Source organism: Parasphingopyxis sp. (genome assembly GCF_052168275.1).
Taxonomy (GTDB): Bacteria; Pseudomonadota; Alphaproteobacteria; order Sphingomonadales; family Sphingomonadaceae; genus Parasphingopyxis.
Map to the genome: position 1 here is coordinate 1 of NZ_JBQLZM010000006.1, position 20,127 is coordinate 20,127.

The window sequence follows — 20,127 nt, forward strand, 5'->3', positions numbered from 1 at the left end:
CCCAGAAATGCTCGATCTGGAGCTGGGCCGGCGCGCTCCGCCGCGCGGTGATCGACGGCGATGTCGAAAACGGTTCGCTGATGGCCGGGCAGAGCGTCGGCATGGTGAAGACGGAAGAACCCGTCGCCGATATCATCGCGACCCTGATGGATGAAGCGGTGAAGGCGCTGGAGAAGAACCGGGGTTAGCTGGGGTCAAAAGTTAGGAGAAGCAAATGGCTTTTGGAATTGATGACGCGCTAACGGCCGCAACTGTCGGGATAAAACTGACTGACACCGTGGTTAGAACGATAAAACGTTATCGGAAACAAGGGCAAGACATCGATATCGAACTACTGATCGAGGAAGTCAGGACAACAGCTCTGCAGAAAATTGAAGAAGCTGATCATGCCCTCTTCGAATTTGAATCCATGTTAAAACGTCGCAACCTGAATCTAGAACTACCGATGAACGACGTTGTTCTCCAAGCAAGATGGTGGAACCCTGTCGAACAGATTCAGCTCAAGAACATTCGGGCAAAGTTCAATGCTTTTTCTGCAAGCGTCTACGATGCGACTGACGACATTGCCGCATTGCTGAGATGTCGCGATCAGACAACAGAGATGGGAGTTTCAGTAGTCGAGTCAGTCGAAGCGAAGCACGAACTCAGTCGCGCTTTGTTGGACTCTCCGTCGGTTCAACATTCAATCAACCTATTACGGGAAAAGCTCAAAGAACACAAAATCGCGCTAATGTGACGAGGCAACCGGGTTATTCTAATCCTCCGCGCTCACCCTGAGCTTGTCGAAGGGTCATTTACGTCACTCTGCTTGCCGCGATTCCGCGAAAGTGCGGGCAAGGCATCAAAGTCGCCACGCATAAGCGCTTCCTTCTTCGCTCGTGACCAGCCTTTAAGACGTCCTTCGAGTTCGAAAGCTGTATCGCGGCTTTGACAATCGGTAGCCCATAACAGCTCGACGGGCCTTCGCTTGGCCGTAAAAGTGCTGGCCGTTCCATCCGAATGCTGTGCCATACGTGCATCGAGATTGTCGGTATGTCCGGTGTAGTAGCGCCCATCTGCGCATTTCAAAAAAATTTAAACAAAGAACGGCATCTCGGAATGGTGCAACAATGCCTACCCTTCGACAAGCTCAGGGTGAGCGCAGCGGATTGGCTAGAACTCAAATATTCAAAGGCGGTAACAGCCTGAATATTCCTGAGCATCGTCGCCAACATGTTTCACTGCGCTCACCCTGAGCTTGTCGAAGGGTGAAAACTCTACTGTTCGCTAGAACGGATTCACCGTAAATCCGTCCTGCTGCAACAGCGCGTGCGCCGTCATCGCCGAGAGCGCCATGTCCACGCCCGGCAGCAGGTCCGCGACGCCGATTTCGTAATAGGCGGCGGTCTGGCCGCACAGGATGATCTGCACGTTGTTCGCCAGCAGCGCTGCGATCGCCGGGGCATTGGCGTTGTCCGCCCCGTCCTGCCGCGCGGCGTAGAATGCGGGCCGGGTCAGGTCGAGCGAGGCCTGGCCGTGGACGACGACCGCGACGCGGATATTCTCGCGCGGCACGCCGGCGGCGACATGCATGTTGATGAAGCGCGCGGCGCTGTTCAGCGTGCGGTTGATCTCCCCGGCATCGGCGCGGGTCGACGTGTCGAAGGCCACCGCGAAGGACGCGTCGCCCGGGATCGGCATGGTCGTCGTCACATCGGCGATCTGGCCGAACTCGGTAAAGACCGGGCCGGCATGGAAGGCATCCGACTGGGCGGCGAGCGGGGTTGCGGCGAGGCAGAGGGCGGTCAGGGCGGCGGCGGTCTTGCGCATCGGGGAGTGTCCTTTCGGATGGGGTGTTTCTGGCTTCCTACCGCCGGCCCCATCCGCTTGTCAGTAGTTACCGCAAAAAACACCGTCATTCCGGACTTGATCCGGAATCCAGAGCCAAAACTGATATCGCCTGCCGCCCTGGATTCCGGATCAAGTCCGGAATGACGCTAAATGGTAGTGGAGCACCCCATCCTATTTCCTGTCCTACAGTCGCCCGGCCATGCTATCCTTGCCGCAATGGCCCCGCGTCCGTTCGCGCGCGGCACAGGCTCTTTGATCCGTCGATCCACAGAAACCGCGCACTGCGCCGGAACAGATCGCCCGGAACAGCTCGCTATGCGTCCACTTTGTCAACTTAGCGCCGGGATGGCCCGCGATTACCCCCGATCCGTGTCAACCAGTGTCAACCAAGGGGCGGCGTCAGGAAATTTCCTTGGCCAGCAGGATCATCTTGCGCCGGTCTTCGTAGACCGCCTTGTCGAAGGTCCGCGTACCGAGCTCCATGAAGCCCCAGCGCAGATAGGCGCCATAGGCCCAGTCCGCGCTGTCCATCACGTCGAGCCAGACATGGTTGTGGCCATGCGCGCGCGCATCGTCCTCGACCGCGTCGTACAGGCGCTTGCCGAGCCCGCCGCCGCGGACATTGGGCAGCAGGTACATGCGCCGGAGCTCGACGCCGCTTCGGCTCCCCGTTTCCGGATTTGCCGAGCCGCGGACCGCCATCGCGAATCCCGCCGCGACGCCGTCGGTCTCGGCGAGCCAGAAGGCGGTGTTCGCGTCTTCCATCGCCGCGCGCACGGCGGCCTCGCCATAGGTTTGGAGATGCCGCATCAGCGGCGCCGGCTCGGGCCACAGATAGCCATAGGCCGCGGCATAGGAGGCCGGCCCCACGATGCCGAGCTGCGGAGCGTCGTCGCCGTTCGCCCGCCGGATCGTATAATCTGTCATCGCACAGTCCCTGTCACACGCCATCCTATAGCGCAGATCGGCGGCGGCCGCGAGTTTCGGAGGATGGCGGACCGCCTTCCGGGCAAAGCCCGGCTTTCGCCCCGCTTAGCCTTTCGCATTGGCGCGGGCGGCATCGCTCTGCTAACCGGTCGCGCATGAGTTTCGCCGAAGCCAAGACCGCCTCCCGGGAGATACTGACCGGGCTCCACGACGTGATGGCGTCGCGCAACCACGCGCAGGCCAAGCTCAACCGCGTCGTCGAGATCATCGGCGAGGCGCTGACCAGCGAGGTCTGCTCGATCTACCTGCTGCGCGAGGGCGTGCTCGAACTCTATGCGACGCGCGGGCTGAACCAGGACGCGGTCCATGTCACCAAGCTGGCGATGGGCGAAGGCCTGGTCGGCGTGATCGCCGAAAGCGGGCGGATCCTGAACCTCGACGAGGCGACCTCGCACCCCGACTTCGCCTACAAGCCGGAAACCGGCGAGGAGACCTATCACAGCTTCGCCGGCATTCCGATCATCCATCGCGAGCGCACGGTGGGCGTGCTCGCCGTCCAGCACGCCGATCCGCGCCCTTATGACGATGTCGAGATCGAGGCGCTGCAGACCGTCGCGATGGTGCTCGCCGAGCTGATCGCCAATGCCGAGCTGATCGACGACAGCGCGACCGACGCCGAAACCGCGCGCCAGACCGAGGCGATGCGGCTCACCGGGCAGAAGCTCGTCGTCGGGATGGCCGAGGGCGTCGCCGTCTTCCACCAGCCGCGGGTCAATATCGAGCATACGGTCGCCGACGACACGGAAGCCGAGCGCGCCCGGGTCTACCAGGCGTTCGGCAAGATGCGCGAACAGATCGACACGCTCGCCAACCAGGCCGAATTCGGGGCGGGCGGCGAGCACAAGGACGTGCTCGAGACGTACAAGATGTTCGCCTATGACGAGGGCTGGAGCCGCCGGATCAACGCCGCGATAGACAGCGGCCTGACCGCGGAGGCGGCGATCGAGCGCGTCCAGCAGCGCACCCGCGCGCGGATGCACGAGATCGACGATCCGCTGCTCGCCGAGCGGATGCACGACCTCGAGGATCTCGCCAACCGGCTGATCCGGATCGTCGCCGGGCAGCTCGGAACCGCGGCGCAGCTCGGCCTGCGCAACGATTCGATCCTGATCGCGCGCAATCTCGGCCCCGCCGAGCTGCTCGAATATGACCGGCGGCGATTGAAGGGCGTGGTGCTCGAGGAAGGATCGCTGACCGCGCACGTCACGATCGTCGCGCGCGCGATGGGCGTGCCGGTGCTCGGCCGGGTCGCCAATGTCCGGCGGCTGATCCATGAAGGCGACGAGCTGCTGCTCGATGTCGAGGAGGGTTCGGTCTATGTCCGGCCGTCGGTCAGCATGGCCGAGGCCTTCGAGGCCAAGCTCGCCCGGATGCAGCAGAAGCGCGCCGAGTTCGCGGCGCTGCGCGAAAGCGCCCCCGAAACGAAATGCGGCCGGCGGCTCAAGGTGATGGTCAATGCCGGGCTGCGCGAGGATGTCGCCGCGCTCAATCTCGCCGGCGCCGACGGGATCGGCCTGTTCCGCACCGAATTCCAGTTCCTCGTCTCGGCCACCCTGCCCCGCCGCGAGGCGCAGCAAAAGCTCTATAAGGACGTGCTCGAGGCGACCGGCGACAAGCCGGTGATCTTCCGCACGCTCGACATCGGCGGCGACAAGGCGGTGCCCTATCTGCGCGCCGAGACGACCCGGGAAGAAAATCCGGCGATGGGCTGGCGCGCGCTCCGGCTGTCGCTCGACCGCGAGGGCCTGATGAAGGTGCAGGCGCGCGCGCTGATCGAGGCGGCGGCGGGCAAGACGCTGAACGTGATGTTCCCGATGGTGTCGGAACCCTGGGAGTTCGACGAGGCGCGGGCGCTGTTCGAATCCCAGCGCGTCTGGCTCGAAGACCATCATCACATGCTGCCGCACGACATCCGCTATGGCTGCATGCTCGAAGTGCCGGCGCTGGCCGAGGCGCTCGACCAGCTGTTGCCGCGCCTCGATTTCCTGTCGATCGGCACGAACGACCTCACCCAGTTCCTGTTCGCCGCCGACCGCGCCGACCCGCGCATCGCCGACCGGTACGACTGGCTGAGCCCGGCCATATTGCGTTTCATCCGCCGCGTCGTCCGGCAGACCGGCGAGGCCGGCGTGCCGACGACGATCTGCGGCGAGATGGGCGGGCGCCCGATCGAGGCGATGGCGCTCATCGGCCTTGGCGTCGACCAGCTGTCGATCACGCCGGCGGCTGTCGGCGCGATCAAGGCGATGATCCGCTCGCTCGACGCGGGCGAGCTGCGCGGCAGGATGGACGAATGGCTCGCCGAACCGCCGCCCGACATGCGCCAGACTCTGCTCGACTGGGCTGAGCAACGCTCGGTCGCAATCGCCTGATTTCCCAAGGGCCGTGCCGGGGAAGTCCTTGACATAAATGTCGGCGGCTTGCGAAAGCGCCAAGCAACGCAGCCGGTCAACGGGTTGCGTCGTCAGGGGACGCCAATGTCGGAAGAAGGTGGCGAAGACGCCGCATTGTTCGAGTCCCGGGTGGGGACCAGGCTTCGCGAGGCCCGCGAGAGCCAGGCCATATCGCTGGACGATATCGCGAAATCGACCCGTATCCCGTTGCGTCAGCTGCAGAATATCGAAAACAGCGACTATGAAAAACTGCCCGCGCCGACCTACAGCATCGGCTTCGTGAAGGCCTATGCGCAGGCCGTGGGGCTCGATGCGCAGGCGATGGCGAAGGAGTTTCGCGAGGAAATCAATTTCCGGTCCGCGGGCGAAACGGCCAGCGAGTATTTCGAGCCGACCGATCCGGCGCGCGTCCCCCCGCGCAGCCTCGCCTGGATCGCGGCCGGGATCGCGATCGCGCTGATCGTCGCCTATGCACTGTGGCGCAGCGGCATGTTCGGCCTCGATAGCGACGACCGCGCCCGGCTCGCGGCGGGAACCGACGCGCCGGCAACAGCCGAAGACGCCGGACCGGCCGGTGCACAGCCCGCCACCCCGGCTGCACCGCCCGCCGACGGCGCCGTGGTTCTCGAAGCCGTCGATACGGTCTGGCTGCGCATCTACGAGCGCGACAGCGGCGAGCGGATCTACGAAGCCGAGATGCAGCCCGGCGACCGCTACGAGGTCCCGGCCGATGCCGTGCAGCCCGCGATCCGCACGGGCCGCGCCGATGCGCTGCGCGTCACCGTCGGCGGGCAGCGCGTCGATCCGATCGGGCCCGCGCAGACCGTGGTCAGCGATGTCAGCCTGTTGCCGGCGGACCTGACCCGCCCCCGCCCCGCCGCCGAATCCCCGCCCGCCAACTAACAGCCTGGCCCCGCTTCATATTGGCGTCAGGATCGACGCGCGATATAGATCGCGGTTCGGGTTCACGGAGGGGAAATCGATATGCGTCCCATGCTTGTCGCCGCGCTGCTCGCCAGCTGCGCCGCCACGCCCGCATTTTCGCAAGACGCGGACCTGGACCGGCGGATCGACCGCGTCGAGCGCGAGGTTCGCGCGCTGCAACGCCAGGTGTTCCCGGGCGGCAATTCCGATTTCTTCGAACCCGAAATCCCGGCCAACAGGCAAAGCGGCATGGCCGGAGATCCGGCATCCTCGCCGATCACCGACCTGACCGACCGGGTCAATGCGCTCGAGCGCCAGCTGGCAACGCTGACCGGCCAGGTCGAAGAAAACAGTTTCGAGCTGCGGCAGCTGCGGTCGATGGTCGAAGCGCTCCGGGGAACCACGACGCCTGCGATCGCGCCCGAACTGCCGGTCGACGGAGACGCGGTTACCGGCGAAACCGAGCCGCTGTCCACCGAACCACCCGCCGAAACGGCGAGCGGGACGGCCGAAGCACCGCCGCCGCCGGCATCCGAAACCACGGAACAGTCGCTGCCCGACGATCCCGGCGAAGCCTCCTATGTGCGCGGCTACCGGCTCTGGCGCGACGGCAATTACGAGGAAGCGCGCACGCAGTTGCGCGAAACGGTGGAAAACTATCCGGGCCATCGATTCGAAAGCTATGCGCGCAACCTTCTCGGCCGGGCCTATCTCGACGACGACAAGCCGGCCAACGCGACCGAGATTTTCGTGCGCAATTACCAGGAACTGCCCAATGGCGAGCGGGCTGCGGACAGCCTGTTCTTCCTCGGCGTCGCGCTGACCGAACTCAACTATAACGACCGCGCCTGCCTCGCCTTCGACGAATTGCAGGAGGTCTATGGCGACGACCTGCGCAGCACCATCCGCGAACAGGTCCCCGCCGCGCGCGAAGCCGCCGGCTGCCGCTGACGGCTTCGTTTTTGCCATGGGTGCGGCTAAGGGTCGCACCATGCCCGCGCAATCCCTCATCGACCGGTTCCGGGCCGGGACCGAACGGCTGACCGGCGCGCGACCCGATCCGGACCGGCGGCTCGGGCTCGCCGTCTCGGGCGGTCCGGACAGCCTCGCGCTGCTCGCGCTGGCCGCCGAAGCCTATCCCGGTGCGGTGGCGGCGGCGACCGTCGATCACGGGTTGCGTCCCGAAGCGGCCGACGAGGCGCGCCATGTCGCGGCGATCTGCCGCCGGCTGGACGTTCCGCATACGATCCTCGCGCCGGAGGAGCCGATCGGCGGCAATATCCAGTCGGCAGCCCGCGCCGCGCGCTATGCCCTGCTGGAGGCCTGGCGCGAGGACGAGGGCTTGGGCTGGATCGCCACGGCGCATCATGCCGACGACCAGCTCGAAACGATCCTGATGCGCCTGATGCGCGGCAGCGGCGTCGACGGGCTGTCGGCCATCCGGCCGGTCAATGGCGCCGTCATCCGGCCGCTGCTCGGCATGCGCAAGGCCGAACTCGTCGCCCATGCCGCCGCGCGCGGCCTGGAGGCGATGGCGGATCCCAGCAACGCGGATCCCGCCTTCGATCGCGTCCGCGTGCGCGAGGCCCTGCACGGGTTTCCCGACTTCGATCCCGAGCGCCTCGCGCGGAGCACGGGCGCCTTGCTGGAGACGAGCGCGGCGCTTGGCTGGATGGTGGAGCGCGAGGCCCGAGAGCAGATCGCGGCCTCGGATGGCTACGTCGAACTGCGCCGGACCGACTATCCGCAAGAGTTGCTGCGGCGGCTGGCGCTGGTCGCAATCGGCCGGGTCGATCCAGCAGCATTGCCGCAAGGCCCCGCGCTGGACCGGCTGTTCGAAAGACTGCGGCAAGGCCGGAAGGCATCGATCGGCAGGATTCTGGTCGAACCCCTTGCCGCCGGCATCTGGCGTTTCTCCCTGGCGCCTCCGCGCAGGACCGGCTGAAACGGCAGACGACGCTATAACAGCAGCACCAGCAGATAGGCTGCGTAGAGACCCAGGAATACGCCGCCCTGCCATCGATGAAGGGTCAGGCCGGCGCGCAGGAAAACCAGCAGCAGGGCGGTCGCGCCGAGCAGCACCCAGATGTCGAACCGGACGATGGCGGGAGGCACTTCGAGGGGATGGACGAGCGCGGTGACGCCCAGAATGCCAAGCACATTGTAGATGTTCGACCCGACGACGTTGCCGAGCGCGACGTCCGAATGCCGGCGCAGCGCCGCGATGACGCAGGCAGCCATCTCGGGCAGCGACGTGCCGACGGCGACGACGGTGAGCCCGATCACGGCATCGCTTACGCCGAGCGAGCGGGCGAGTTCGATGGCGGCATCGACGAGCAGCCGGGCGCCGAGTATCGTCGCCGCGAGACCGATGACGGTCAGCACCAACGCGGGCCACAGGCGCAGCGCGCCCGGCGCGGCGTCCGCTGCCACATGCTCGTGCATCACGGCTTCCGCGTCGCCCACCCGTCGTTCGGCGCGATAGGCCCAGATCACATAGCCCGCGAGCAGGGCGAGCAGCGCAGCGCCGACGAGGCGGTCGAGCGATCCGATCAGAACCACGCCGAGGCAAAGGAGCGCCGAAAGGCCCAATGCCAGTCCATCGCGCCGAAAGGCTGCGGGGACCGCCGCGATCGGCGCAAGCAGCGCCGATATCCCGAGGATCAACAATATGTTGGCCGTGTTCGAGCCCACGACGTTGCCGATGGCGATGCCGGGAGACTCGGCCATTGCGGCGAGCAGGCTGGTCACGAGTTCGGGAGTCGACGTGCCGAACCCGACGATGACGAGCCCCGCCAGCAGCGGCGACACGCCGAGGCGCGCGGCGGCCGCCACCGCGCCGCGAACGAGCATTTCTCCACCGGCGAGCAGCAGCGCGAGCCCGCCGATCAGTATCAGAATGGTCATGCGAGGAGGTTTCCCAGTAGAAAACGGAGGCCGGCCAGGCTCGCCGCTACGGCCGTCGCCTGGGCGGCGCGCGCGTTGAGAATCTGCGTGCGGTTCAGCGCCGTGACGATCCGGTTGATGTCCGCATGGTCCAGCACCTCGTGCCGGCTGACACGCCGCACCCTTCGCCTGCTGGCGCGGAACCAGAACAGCCCCGACAGACCCGCGGCGAGCACGATCGCGATGTCCAGAAGTGCGAGAAAAAGCGTCATGGCCGGGGATCACCGCGCGCACATCGCACGACCGACAAGACGAACCACAGGCTTCGCGTCATCCACGTGTCTCACAGCGCCGCTATGACACGACCACGCTGTCCGACATCGCGGGCGCCGCGGCAGCGCCCGCCAGAGGAGCCCGGAAGCTGCTGGATGAAATAGTATTCCCGGTCCGACATACAAGTGCGAAAAATGATCGTCGCGGAACCGGAGCGACGGCCCAATCCGCCGGTCGCCGGACCATTGCGCAACCCGGCAATTGTCTTTTTACCCGGATATCCTATCTTGGGGCGGAATGAGAGGTTCAAGCGCATGAATGACGAGAAAGATCCGCAAGAGGGCGGCACCAATCCCTGGGTGAAAAGCCTGTTCATCTGGGCCGGCATATTGGTCGCGCTCATCCTGTTCGTCACGATGTTCGACAGCGGCAGCGCGCGCGCGGACGAGGCGCTCCCCTATTCCGAATTCCTCGACCGGGTGGAACAGAATGAAGTCCAGCAGGTCGAGATCAACCAGGGCTTCATCAACGGCACGCTGACCGACCAGTCGACCTTCCGCACCGATCTGCCGCCCGGCGTCGCGATTCCGGTGGACGCGATGCGGGAGGCCAATGTCGAGATCAGCGGCCGGCCCGAGGAGCGCGCCGGCATCTGGACCTATGTGCTGCTCAACCTTCTCCCCTTCATCCTCATTTTCGGCATCGCCTTCCTGATCATCCGCCAGATGCAGAAAAACGCCGGCGGCGGCGCGATGGGCTTCGGCAAGTCCAAGGCGAAGATGCTGACCGAGAAGCAGGGCAAGGTAACGTTCGAGGACGTCGCCGGGATCGATGAGGCGCGCGAGGAACTGCAGGAGATCGTCGAGTTCCTGAAGGATCCGGGCAAATTCTCCCGCCTCGGCGGCCAGATTCCGAAGGGCGCGTTGCTCGTCGGCTCGCCCGGCACCGGCAAGACGCTGCTTGCGCGCGCGATCGCGGGCGAGGCGGGCGTCCCCTTCTTCACCATTTCGGGCTCGGACTTCGTCGAGATGTTCGTCGGCGTCGGCGCTTCGCGCGTCCGCGACATGTTCGAACAGGCCAAGAAGAACGCGCCGTGCATCGTCTTCATCGACGAGATCGACGCGGTCGGCCGCCATCGCGGCGCCGGGCTCGGCAACGGCAATGACGAGCGCGAACAGACATTGAACCAGCTGCTCGTCGAGATGGACGGCTTCGAGGCCAATGAAGGCATCATCATCATCGCCGCGACCAACCGGCCCGACGTGCTCGATCCGGCGCTGCTGCGCCCCGGCCGCTTCGACCGCCAGGTCGTCGTGCCGCGCCCCGATATCGAGGGCCGCGAGAAGATCCTCGACGTGCACATGAAGAAGGTGCCGCTGGCCCCGGACGTGGATTCGCGCACGATCGCGCGCGGAACCCCGGGCTTCTCAGGCGCCGATCTCGCCAATCTCGTCAACGAGGCGGCGCTGCTCGCGGCGCGCAAGGGCAAGCGGCTCGTCGCGATGGACGAGTTCGAAGAGGCCAAGGACAAGGTCATGATGGGCTCCGAACGGAAATCCATGGTGATGACCGAGGAAGAAAAGAGGTCGACCGCATATCACGAGGCCGGCCACGCGCTCGTCTCGCTCCATGTCGAGGGCTGCGATCCCCTGCACAAGGTGACGATCATTCCGCGCGGCCGCGCGCTGGGCGTGACCTGGAACCTGCCGGACCGCGACCGCTATTCGATGTCGATGCAGCAGATGAAGGCGCGGCTCGCGCTCTGCTTCGGCGGCCGGATCGCCGAACAGCTGATCTATGGCGAGGATTCCCTCAACACCGGCGCGGCGAACGACATCCAGCAGGCGACCGACATGGCCCGCTCGATGGTCATGGAGTACGGCATGAGCGAGAAGCTCGGCTGGCTGCGCTATCGCGACAATCAGGACGAGGTGTTCCTCGGCCACAGCGTCGCCCGCAACCAGCAGGTTTCGGAGGAAACCTTCAAGCTGATCGACGCCGAGGTCCGCCGCCTGATCGAGGAAGCGGAAGACCGGGCGCGCCAGGTGCTGACCGAAAATATCGGCGAGTTGCACAAGCTGGCCGAGGCTTTGCTCGAATATGAAACGCTGAACGGCGAAGAGGCCAAGAAGGCGATCAAGGGCGAGGATATCGGCCGCGACAACGACCGCGACGCCAAGGCGAAAGCCGTGCCGGTCGGCGGATCGAGCATTCCGAAGACCAAGCCGCGCAAGCGGCCGTTCGGCGATCCCGCGCCCGAAGGCGCCTGACCGGACCGCCCGATAACACGGAAAAGGCTCGCTTCGGCGGGCCTTTTCTTTGCGCGTTATCCGAGCGCCCCGATCGCGAGCAGCAATATGAAGAAGATCAGCGCGGTGAAGAAACAGAACATCGCGAGGACGCCCGTTCTCAGCAGGGCGCCGATCCGGCCGATCGCATAGGTGCCGCGCAGCTGCTTGTACATGTGGACGAGCGGCACGAGGATCGCCGCCAACGCTATCCAGTTGGCCCCGAGCCCGGCGAAACCCAAGACGGTCAGCACGATTGCGAACAGCGACATGAAGGCCAGCGAATAGGTGACGAAGACCGTGTGGTCGTACATCTTGAAGCGGCGCGTGTAGAAGAACAGCAGCCAGACGAACGGCACCGAGATCGGGATCAGCAGCCAGGAGAATTTGTAGAAATTGGCCTGCAGCTTGTAGAGCGCCAGGCTCGGATTGTCCCGGATCTTCCGGACACCGTAATCGAACCGGTCCCAGCCGGTCGTGAAATCGATACCCCGATTCTCGACCGGGTTGCCGTCCGCGTCGACCCCGCCCGTGATGAAGGTTTCGACACCGTCCTGACCGATATCCAGGCCCTCGATCCGCGCATCGACATCGTCGATCCGCTGGCGAAGCGCCGCGGCGTCGGCCTGTCGCCCGGGCTGACTTTCGAGCACCGCCAGCTGGCGGCCGAGCTCGGCGCGTTCCGCCCGCGCGGTCGCGATCTGGCTCTCCAGCTCTCCTTGCGCCGCCTCGGTCGACACATTCTCGACATCGATATTGGACAGCGACACGCCGTAGATCGTCAGGATCCCGAACATCAGGAACACGCCGAACAGGAACATGCCGAGCGGCGAGACGAATTTGGCGCGCTCGCCATGGATGTAACGGCGGGTCAGCTGGCCCGGACGCCAGATCAGCAGCGGCAGGGTCCGCCAGAATTTGCCGTCGAGATGCAGCACGCCGTGAATGAGATCGTGGCCGATCGCCGCGATGCTGCGATGCACATGCGCTTTCTGGCCGCAATAATGGCAATGCGTCCCGACCAGCTCGGTCGCGCAGTTGCCGCAATTGGTTTCGCCGTGCTCCGCCCCGCCCTCGCCATGCGCGGGTTCGACCGCCCGTGCCGCCAGTCCGCCCGCGACAACCTCTCCCACGCCTTCGATCCCGTTATCCATCGCCCTGGCTCCCCTGCCCCGCACATAGCCGCGCCGGTGCGGGTTCGTCGATAGCCGTTCACGCCCGGCTTCTGGCATGATATGGCCCGCCCGCGATGAACGAACACAGCGCCATTCCGGCTCCCGAGGCCCTGATCGCCGATATGGGTGCGCGTGCCCGCGCGGCCGCGAAGGTCATGGCGCAGGCGTCGACGGAAACCAAGGCCGCGGCGTTGCGGGAGGCGGCAAGGGCCCTGCGCGCGTCCAAAAAGGCGATTCTCGACGCCAACGCCGCCGACATGGCGCGCGGCGAGGAGAATGGCCTGAGCGCGGCGTTGCTCGACCGCCTCAAGCTCGACCCGGGCCGGATCGAAGGCATCGCCGCGGCGCTCGAGGCCGTCGCCGCGCTGCCCGACCCGGTGGGCACGGTCATCGACCGCAGCACGCCGCCCAACGGCCTGGAACTCAGCCGGGTCCGCATTCCGCTCGGCGTGATCGGGATCATCTACGAAAGCCGCCCGAACGTAACCGCGGACGCCGGCGCCCTGTGCCTGATGGCCGGCAATGCGGCCGTCCTGCGCGGCGGTTCGGAAGCGATCGAATCCAGCCGGGCCATCCATGCCTGCCTCGTCGACGGGCTGCGCGCGGCAGGCCTCCCCGAAGATGCCGTCCAGCTGGTCCCGACGACCGATCGCGCGGCCGTCGGCGCCATGCTGCGCGCGAGCGGGCTGATCGACATCGTCGTGCCGCGCGGCGGCAAGGGTCTTGTCGCGCGGGTGCAGGAGGAAGCGCGCGTCCCCGTGCTCTCCCATCTCGACGGGCTGTGCCACACCTATGTCCACGCCGCCGCCGATCCCGCGATGGCGCGCGATATCGCGGTCAACGCCAAGATGCGGCGCACGGGAATTTGCGGGGCGATGGAAACCCTGCTGATCGACCGCGATTTTCCGGAACCCGCAATGCTCGTCGATGCGCTGATCGGTGCGGGCTGCGAGGTGCGGGGCGACAACGCCGTGCAGCAGCTCGACGACCGGGTAAAACCCGCCAGCGCCGAAGATTGGGATACCGAATATCTCGAACCGATCGTTTCGGCGGCGATCGTCGTGGGCATGGAGGCCGCGCTCGACCATATCGCGCGCCACGGATCGGGGCATACCGACGCCATCGTCACCGATGATGCGGAAGCGGCAGCACATTTCCTCGCCGCGGTCGACAGTGCGATCGTCATGCACAATGCCTCGAGCCAGTTCGCCGATGGCGGCGAATTCGGCCTCGGCGCGGAAATCGGCATTTCCACCGGCCGGTTGCACGCGCGCGGCCCGGTCGCGCTCGAGGGTCTCACCACCTATAAATGGATCGCGCGCGGCAAGGGTACGATCCGGGCATGAACGGGCGGGTCCTGCTGATCGTCGGAGGCTGGCTGTCGGTTGCCGCATCGCTCCTGCATATTGCGGTTATTGTCGGCGGGCCGGACTGGTACCGCTTTTTCGGCGCAGGCGAGCAGATGGCCCGAATGGCCGAACGCGGCGATGCGTATCCCGCGATAATCACGACGGCGATCGCCCTGATATTGGCCATATGGGCGGCATATGCATTCTCAGGTGCGGGCGTGATTCGGCGCCTGCCATTGTTGCGAACGGGATTGATTACGATCTCCGCCATATATCTCCTTCGGGGATCGGTCCTGTTTCCGATATTTCTTTTTGGCAATGGGCCAGTCGCACAGTTCGATATCTGGAGCTCGTTGATCGTGCTCGCCTATGGCATCGCCTATGCCTCAGGCACGTGGCTGAGCTGGCCGGCGCTTCGCCCCGATGGCGGCAGCATCGCGACTTGAGACCCACAGGCCTTCTCGGCGGCTCGTTCAACCCCGCGCATGGCGGGCATCGCGGGATCAGCCTGTTCGCGCTCGACGCGCTGAACCTCGACGAGATCTGGTGGCTGGTATCGCCCGGAAATCCGCTCAAGACCGACACGAAGGACATGGCGCCGCTTGCCGCGCGGCTCGCATCGGCGCGCAAGATGGCGCGCGGCACGCGGATCCGGCCGACCGCCATCGAACGGGAACTGGGCACGCGTTATACTGTTGAAACGATTGAAAAACTTGTCCGGCGCTACCCGAAGCGGCGATTCGTCTGGATCATGGGATCGGACAATCTCGCCCAGTTCCACCGCTGGAAGGACTGGCGCCGGATCGCCCGGCATATTGTGATTGCCGTGATCGCGCGTCCGGGGTATGAAGACGAGGCCTTGACCGCTCCGGCCATGGCTTGGCTGCGGCGCTTCGTCCGGCCCGCAAGCCAATCGCGTGATTGGACCGATTGGAGACCGCCGGCGCTCGTGTATTTGCGCTTTCGACCCGATCCCCGTTCCGCCACCCGCTTGCGGCGTGATAATCCGCAATGGCATCTCGCATTCCCCGCAACAGCTTCCCGTGATCCCGTCACGCGGCGGCGCATCCCATAGGAGACATCTTGCCCGCTTCATCAGCTGCGACGCTCCCGAAAACCGACGCCCATACGGCCGAAGACCTTCACCAGCTCATTTTGCAGTCCCTCGATGACGATCAGGCGCAGGACGTGACCTCGATCCCGCTCGCGGGAAAATCGTCGATCGGCGATTACATGGTCATCGCCAGCGGCCGCTCGACGCGGCATGTCGCATCGATCGCCGAAAAGCTCGCCGAGCGCATGAAGGCCGAATTCGGCATCCCGACGCGGATCGAAGGCCTGCCGACGGCGGACTGGGTCCTGCTCGACGCCGGCGACGTCATCGTCCACCTGTTCCGCCCCGAAGTCCGCAGCTTCTACAATCTGGAGCGGATGTGGGGGTTCGGCGAACAGGAAGAAGCGGCAGGCGATAGCTGAGCCTGACCCTGCACATCATCGCCCGCGGCAAGATCGGCCGCGGCCCGGAAGCCGAGCTTGTCCAGCGCTATGTCCAGCGGATCGGCTGGCCGGTCCGGATCACCGAACTGCCGGACAGCGGCGGCAAGGTCCCGCCCCCCGCGCCCGGTACGAAAATCGTGACTCTCGACGAGACGGGCCGGCAGCTGGGCTCCGTCGATCTCGCCCGCCGAATCGGCGACTGGCAGGACCATGGCATTCGCGAAATCCGCTTCCTGATCGGCGCGGCGGACGGCCTCACCGACGCGGAGCGGGCGAGCGCGGACCTGTCGATCGCCTTCGGCAAGGCGACCTGGCCGCATCTCATGGCGCGCGCGATGCTCGCCGAGCAGCTCTGGCGGGCGAGCTCGATCCTTGCCAACCACCCCTATCATCGCGAAGGATAGGAGCATGATGGTGCGCCTCTTCGCCATGATCGCGCTGTTCTCGGCGGTGCTCGCGCCCTTCGCGCTCGCCCAGCCGCGCACCGGCGCCGACGAGGCGGAAGCGCTGGAGGAGGCGCTGCGCCAGCGCACCATCGCCCAGCAACGCGTCGTCCGGTTCGAGGAACAGGCGCAGAATGCCGAAAACCGCGCCGAGCGGGCCGCCGCCGACCAGGCCGCCGCCGCGGCGCAGGTGCAGGCGGCCGAGGCCGACCTCACCGCCGCGCAGAGCCGCATCCGGCTCATCGAACGGCTGCGCGCCGAACAGCGGGCCCGGCTCGCCGACCGGCAGGGCGCGATCATCGGGCTGACGGCGGCGCTGCAGACGATGGCGCGCCGCCCGCCCGCGCTCGCGCTCGTCCATCAGGGCAGCATCAGCGATCTCGTCCATATCCGCTCGCTCTTCGCAACGACCCTGCCGATCGTCCGCGAGCGCACGGCCGGGCTGCGCGCCGAGGTCGTCCGCGGTTCCAATCTGCGTCTTCAGGCGGACCGCGCCGTGGCGGTGCTCGAGCAGCGGCAACGCGACCTGCAGGCGCGCCGCGTTCAGCTCGCCGAACTCGAACAGGGCTCTCGCGCCCGCGCGCGCCAGCTCGAGCGGTCGGCGATGATCGAGAGCGATCGGGTGCTGGCGCTCGGCGAGGACGCCCGCGACATCCGCACGCTGATGGCCGAGCTCGACCGGCAGGCGGAGATACGCGCGGACCTGATGGCGCTGCCCGGTCCGCGCCTTCGCCCGGCCCAGCCCGGCGAGGCGCGGGCACCCGACAGACAGACCGCCCGCCGCGACGGCGATCGCCGTCCCCCCTATCGCCTCCCGGTAATGGGTGAGGTGGTGGAAGGATTGGGGGAAGTCTCGGATGCCGGCGTCCGTTCCCGCGGGCTCACGATCGCCACCCAGCCCCGCGCGCAGGTGATCGCGCCGACCGCCGGCCGGGTCAGCTATGCCGGCGATTTTCGCGGCTATGGCCGGATCGTGATCATCGACCATAGCGGCGGCTGGACGACCCTCATCACGGACCTCGCCTCGGTCAGCGTCCAGGTCGGCGAAGTCGTCCGGCAGGGCGCGCCGATCGGCCGAACCGGAACCGAGCGGCCCACCGTCACCGTCGAGCTGCGCCGCGGCGGCCAGCCCGTCGATATTTCCTCGCTCGTAAGCCGGGGTTAAGACGCACGAGCCTATCCTTTGCCGAACAGCGGAAAACCGCTATCATGCGGCGATCAGTCTAGAGAGTAAGAGCCATGCCAAGACCTTTTATCAGTGCGATCGGTGCCGTCGGCACCTTGGCGCTCATCCCGGCATTCACCGCGACGCTGGCCGCCGTCGACGTCGATACCTATCGCGAACTCGACCAGTTCATGGACGTGTTCGAGCGCGTCCGCGCCGAATATGTCGAGGAAATCAGCGATGAGGACCTTATGCGCGGCGCGATCGACGGCATGTTGTCGAGCCTCGATCCGCACAGCTCATTTCTCGACGAAACCGGCTTCGAACGGTTGACGACACAGAGCCAGGGCGAATATGGCGGGCTCGGGCTCACCGTCACGCTCGAGGACGGCGCCGTGAAGGTCATCGCGCCGTTCGAAGACACGCCCGCCGATCGCGCGGGAATCCAGGCCGGCGACTATATCACCCATCTCGACGGCGAACTGATTTTCGGCGGCACGCTCGACGAGGCGGTGGAAGAGATGCGCGGCGCGCCCGGCACCTCGATCCAGCTGCGCGTCGTCCGTCCGGGCCGGGACGAACCGCTCGAATTCACCGTGACGCGCGAGATCATCGAGTTGCACGCCGTCGAATGGGAGGTTCAGGACCGGGTCGGCATCATCAATATCAACACCTTCAACCGCAATACGGGCGAGGAAGTGCGGGCCGCGATCGCGGCGATCAACCAGTCGCTCGGCGGTCAGCCGACCGGCTATGTCATCGACCTCAGATCGAATCCCGGCGGGCTGCTCGACCAGGCGATCGCGGTGTCCGATGTGTTCCTCGAACGCGGCGAGGTCGTCTCGCAGCGCGGGCGGCGCAGCAGCGATATCGAACGCTATTATGCGCGCGCCGGGGACGATACGAACGGCCTGCCGCTCGTCGTCCTCGTCGACGCCGGCACCGCGTCCGCATCGGAAATCGTCGCGGGCGCGCTGCAGGATCACCGCCGCGCGCTGGTTATCGGCGAGCGGACGTTCGGCAAGGGATCGGTGCAGACCATCCTGCCGCTGTCGGAAAATACGGCGCTGCGCCTCACCACGGCGCGCTACTACACGCCGGCGGGCAATTCGGTGCAAGAAGGCGGCATCGAGCCCGATCTCGACGTCCCCCAGCTGTCCAACCCCGACTGGCGGGATGCGCCGCGCTTCCGCGAAGCCGATCTACGCCGCCACCTGATCAACGAAGAGGCGGTCCAGGAAGACGTGATCGAGGACGATATCCGCGACGATCCCCGCTTCTCGGCGACCGCCGAAGAGCTGGCCGAACGGGGCATCGACGATTTCCAGATGCACTATGCGGTGGAAACCATTGCGCGGCTGGCCCGGGAGGGTCGCCCGACGGCCACCGCGTCGGTGACCCGGCGCTAGCGGCGCCTGCGGAGAAACCGGCATGACGACCGCTTCGATCGGCCTTGCGCGCGCGCTTGCACTGGGCGTTCCCGCCGCATTGCTCGCCGGGGCTCTGGGCTCCGAACATATCGGCGGGCTATACCCGTGCGAAATGTGCCACTGGCAGCGCTGGCCGCATTATGCCGCCGTTCCGCTGGCCCTGCTGGCGATCATGTTACGGGACAAGAGCGTCGGAAACCTGTTCCTCTGGCTCGCGACCTTGGCGATTTTCGTCAGCGGCGCGATCGGCGTTTTCCATGCCGGCGTCGAATATGGCTGGTGGGACGGCCTGACCAGCTGCGCGACCGCAGGCGGCGGCAGCGGAGATTTCCTGACCGATATCATGGCGACGCCGCTGATATCGTGCGACCAGCCGCAATGGACGCTGTTCGGCATCTCGCTGGCCGGATTCAATGCGGTAATTTCGATCGGCGCTGCTATGGTGATCGCATGGCTGATACGCAGACCGACCCGATAGCCCTTCCCGGCGACCCGCGGCCCGATATCGACTCGATGATCCGGGTCGACCAGGCGGGTGAATATGGCGCAACCCGCATCTATGCCGGCCAGCTCGCGATCCTCGGCGACCGGAGCGCGGCCGCCCGTTCGATCGCGCGCATGGCCGAGCAGGAACGACGGCATTGCGACCGGTTCGACGAACTGACGATCGAGCGCGGCGTGCGCCCATCCCTGCTGCAGCCGCTCTGGGACCGCGCCGGTTACGCGCTCGGCGCCGCGACCGCATTGCTCGGCCCGGAGGCCGCGATGGCCTGCACCGCCGCGATCGAGACGGAAATCGACCGGCATTACGGCGAACAGCTCGAGGAGCTGGGCGATTCCGATCCGGAGCTCAGCGAGATGATCGCCGAATTCCAGGCCGAAGAGGTCGAGCATCGGGAAACCGCGATGGCCCAAGGCGCAGAACAGGCGCCGGCCTATCCCCTGCTTTCCGGCGCGATCCGGCTCGGCTGCCGCCTTGCGATCGCCGCTGCCAAGCGGATTTGACCCGTTTCTGGAATTCATGCCAGCGCAATATTGCGTCTGGCATCTTGCCGACATGGTTGAAAAACCTGTAGCGTTCCCGCTGCAGTAGGAGGATGAGAATGACGCGTTTGCTTGCCGCCACGGCGCTGATCGGAGCGATGGCCGTCATCCCGTCGGCCCCCGCCGCCGCGCAGAACAATGTTCGCATGCAGATCGTCTATGGCGATGACGAATGCTCGACGAGCAACGGCGAGATCATCGTCGTCTGCGTCCGCCGCGACGAGAGCGAACGCTATCGCATCCCGCCCGAATTGCGCGACACGCGCGACCTGGCGGCCAATGAAAGCTGGCTGGCGCGTTCGCAGAGCGTCGAATATGTCGGTCGCGGCGGCACGATGAGCTGCTCGCCGGTCGGACCGGGCGGCTTTACAGGCTGCACCGAACAGCTGCTGCGCTCGGCCCGGGCCGAACGCGGCGCGCTGCTCGAATTCTAGGCGCGGGGG

The 20,127-nt window shown here is 66.0% G+C and carries 22 protein-coding genes and 1 pseudogene; 17 read left to right on the forward strand and 6 right to left on the reverse strand.

What is annotated here, in order from left to right:
* Both ACTS1X_RS00655 and ACTS1X_RS00660 read left to right on the forward strand, forming a co-directional pair.
* Positions 1–188 (forward strand): annotated as a pseudogene (locus tag ACTS1X_RS00655) (hypothetical protein); the annotation flags it as partial.
* A 26-nt stretch (positions 189–214) separates the two neighbouring features.
* Positions 215–736, forward strand: coding sequence for a hypothetical protein (locus ACTS1X_RS00660; RefSeq protein ID WP_442612457.1), 522 nt, complete (start codon positions 215–217; stop codon positions 734–736).
* A 32-nt stretch (positions 737–768) separates the two neighbouring features.
* Here ACTS1X_RS00660 and ACTS1X_RS00665 read toward each other — a convergent pair whose 3' ends face one another.
* The 3 genes from ACTS1X_RS00665 to ACTS1X_RS00675 form a co-directional block, all read right to left on the reverse strand.
* Positions 769–1,068, reverse strand: a complete 300-nt coding sequence (locus ACTS1X_RS00665) for a GIY-YIG nuclease family protein (protein WP_442612458.1) — start codon at positions 1,066–1,068, stop codon at positions 769–771.
* A gap of 198 nt (positions 1,069–1,266) precedes the next feature.
* Entirely contained in the window at positions 1,267–1,809 is a 543-nt protein-coding gene (locus ACTS1X_RS00670; RefSeq protein WP_442612459.1) for a DsrE family protein, read from the reverse strand.
* 420 nt (positions 1,810–2,229) lie between these two features.
* The gene (locus ACTS1X_RS00675) at positions 2,230–2,757 is read right to left on the reverse strand and encodes a GNAT family N-acetyltransferase (protein WP_442612460.1); all 528 of its coding nucleotides are present in this window, start codon (positions 2,755–2,757) and stop codon (positions 2,230–2,232) included.
* A gap of 155 nt (positions 2,758–2,912) precedes the next feature.
* On the opposite strand from ACTS1X_RS00675, the gene ptsP reads away from it, so the two are divergent.
* From ptsP to tilS, 4 genes are all read left to right on the forward strand, one after another.
* Positions 2,913–5,189, forward strand: coding sequence for a phosphoenolpyruvate--protein phosphotransferase (gene ptsP, locus ACTS1X_RS00680; protein ID WP_442612461.1), 2,277 nt, complete (start codon positions 2,913–2,915; stop codon positions 5,187–5,189).
* A 105-nt stretch (positions 5,190–5,294) separates the two neighbouring features.
* The gene (locus ACTS1X_RS00685; protein WP_442612462.1) at positions 5,295–6,113 is read left to right on the forward strand and encodes a helix-turn-helix domain-containing protein; all 819 of its coding nucleotides are present in this window, start codon (positions 5,295–5,297) and stop codon (positions 6,111–6,113) included.
* Positions 6,114–6,194: 81 nt separating this feature from the next.
* A complete protein-coding gene (locus ACTS1X_RS00690; RefSeq protein ID WP_442612463.1) occupies positions 6,195–7,085 on the forward strand; it encodes a YbgF trimerization domain-containing protein in 891 nt (296 codons plus the stop codon).
* A gap of 40 nt (positions 7,086–7,125) precedes the next feature.
* Positions 7,126–8,079, forward strand: coding sequence for a tRNA lysidine(34) synthetase TilS (tilS, locus tag ACTS1X_RS00695; RefSeq protein WP_442612464.1), 954 nt, complete (start codon positions 7,126–7,128; stop codon positions 8,077–8,079).
* Between the two features lie 14 nt (positions 8,080–8,093).
* On the opposite strand, the gene ACTS1X_RS00700 is transcribed toward tilS, so the two are convergent.
* A complete protein-coding gene (locus ACTS1X_RS00700; RefSeq protein ID WP_442612465.1) occupies positions 8,094–9,041 on the reverse strand; it encodes a calcium/sodium antiporter in 948 nt (315 codons plus the stop codon).
* Complete coding sequence (locus tag ACTS1X_RS00705; RefSeq protein WP_442612466.1) at positions 9,038–9,292, reverse strand: hypothetical protein; 255 nt, start codon at positions 9,290–9,292, stop codon at positions 9,038–9,040. Before ACTS1X_RS00705 ends, ACTS1X_RS00700 begins: the two co-directional genes overlap by 4 nt.
* A 315-nt stretch (positions 9,293–9,607) precedes the next feature.
* On the opposite strand from ACTS1X_RS00705, the gene ftsH reads away from it, so the two are divergent.
* Positions 9,608–11,563: an ATP-dependent zinc metalloprotease FtsH gene (gene ftsH / locus ACTS1X_RS00710; protein WP_442612467.1), complete on the forward strand. Its 1,956-nt coding sequence runs from the start codon at positions 9,608–9,610 to the stop codon at positions 11,561–11,563.
* Between the two features lie 56 nt (positions 11,564–11,619).
* Here ftsH and ACTS1X_RS00715 read toward each other — a convergent pair whose 3' ends face one another.
* Positions 11,620–12,735: a DUF3667 domain-containing protein gene (locus ACTS1X_RS00715; RefSeq protein WP_442612468.1), complete on the reverse strand. Its 1,116-nt coding sequence runs from the start codon at positions 12,733–12,735 to the stop codon at positions 11,620–11,622.
* Between the two features lie 95 nt (positions 12,736–12,830).
* Here ACTS1X_RS00715 and ACTS1X_RS00720 point away from each other — a divergent pair, with 95 nt between their 5' ends.
* The 10 genes from ACTS1X_RS00720 (at position 12,831) to ACTS1X_RS00765 (ending at position 20,118) form a co-directional block, all read left to right on the forward strand.
* Positions 12,831–14,102, forward strand: a complete 1,272-nt coding sequence (locus tag ACTS1X_RS00720; RefSeq protein ID WP_442612469.1) for a glutamate-5-semialdehyde dehydrogenase — start codon at positions 12,831–12,833, stop codon at positions 14,100–14,102.
* The gene (locus ACTS1X_RS00725; protein ID WP_442612470.1) at positions 14,099–14,551 is read left to right on the forward strand and encodes a hypothetical protein; all 453 of its coding nucleotides are present in this window, start codon (positions 14,099–14,101) and stop codon (positions 14,549–14,551) included. The genes ACTS1X_RS00720 and ACTS1X_RS00725 overlap by 4 nt, the downstream gene beginning before the upstream one ends.
* Positions 14,548–15,180, forward strand: coding sequence for a nicotinate-nucleotide adenylyltransferase (locus ACTS1X_RS00730; protein ID WP_442612477.1), 633 nt, complete (start codon positions 14,548–14,550; stop codon positions 15,178–15,180). The genes ACTS1X_RS00725 and ACTS1X_RS00730 overlap by 4 nt, the downstream gene beginning before the upstream one ends.
* Before the next feature lie 8 nt (positions 15,181–15,188).
* Positions 15,189–15,581, forward strand: coding sequence for a ribosome silencing factor (rsfS, locus tag ACTS1X_RS00735; RefSeq protein WP_442612471.1), 393 nt, complete (start codon positions 15,189–15,191; stop codon positions 15,579–15,581).
* 2 nt (positions 15,582–15,583) lie between these two features.
* A complete protein-coding gene (locus ACTS1X_RS00740; protein ID WP_442612478.1) occupies positions 15,584–16,006 on the forward strand; it encodes a 23S rRNA (pseudouridine(1915)-N(3))-methyltransferase RlmH in 423 nt (140 codons plus the stop codon).
* A gap of 4 nt (positions 16,007–16,010) precedes the next feature.
* Positions 16,011–17,210, forward strand: coding sequence for a murein hydrolase activator EnvC family protein (locus ACTS1X_RS00745; RefSeq protein WP_442612472.1), 1,200 nt, complete (start codon positions 16,011–16,013; stop codon positions 17,208–17,210).
* A 74-nt stretch (positions 17,211–17,284) separates the two neighbouring features.
* A complete protein-coding gene (locus ACTS1X_RS00750; protein ID WP_442612473.1) occupies positions 17,285–18,619 on the forward strand; it encodes a S41 family peptidase in 1,335 nt (444 codons plus the stop codon).
* Positions 18,620–18,641: 22 nt separating this feature from the next.
* Positions 18,642–19,118, forward strand: coding sequence for a disulfide bond formation protein B (locus tag ACTS1X_RS00755; protein ID WP_442612474.1), 477 nt, complete (start codon positions 18,642–18,644; stop codon positions 19,116–19,118).
* Entirely contained in the window at positions 19,091–19,645 is a 555-nt protein-coding gene (locus ACTS1X_RS00760) for a demethoxyubiquinone hydroxylase family protein (protein ID WP_442612475.1), read from the forward strand. The genes ACTS1X_RS00755 and ACTS1X_RS00760 overlap by 28 nt, the downstream gene beginning before the upstream one ends.
* Before the next feature lie 98 nt (positions 19,646–19,743).
* The gene (locus tag ACTS1X_RS00765; protein WP_442612476.1) at positions 19,744–20,118 is read left to right on the forward strand and encodes a hypothetical protein; all 375 of its coding nucleotides are present in this window, start codon (positions 19,744–19,746) and stop codon (positions 20,116–20,118) included.
* Positions 20,119–20,127: the final 9 nt, after the last annotated feature.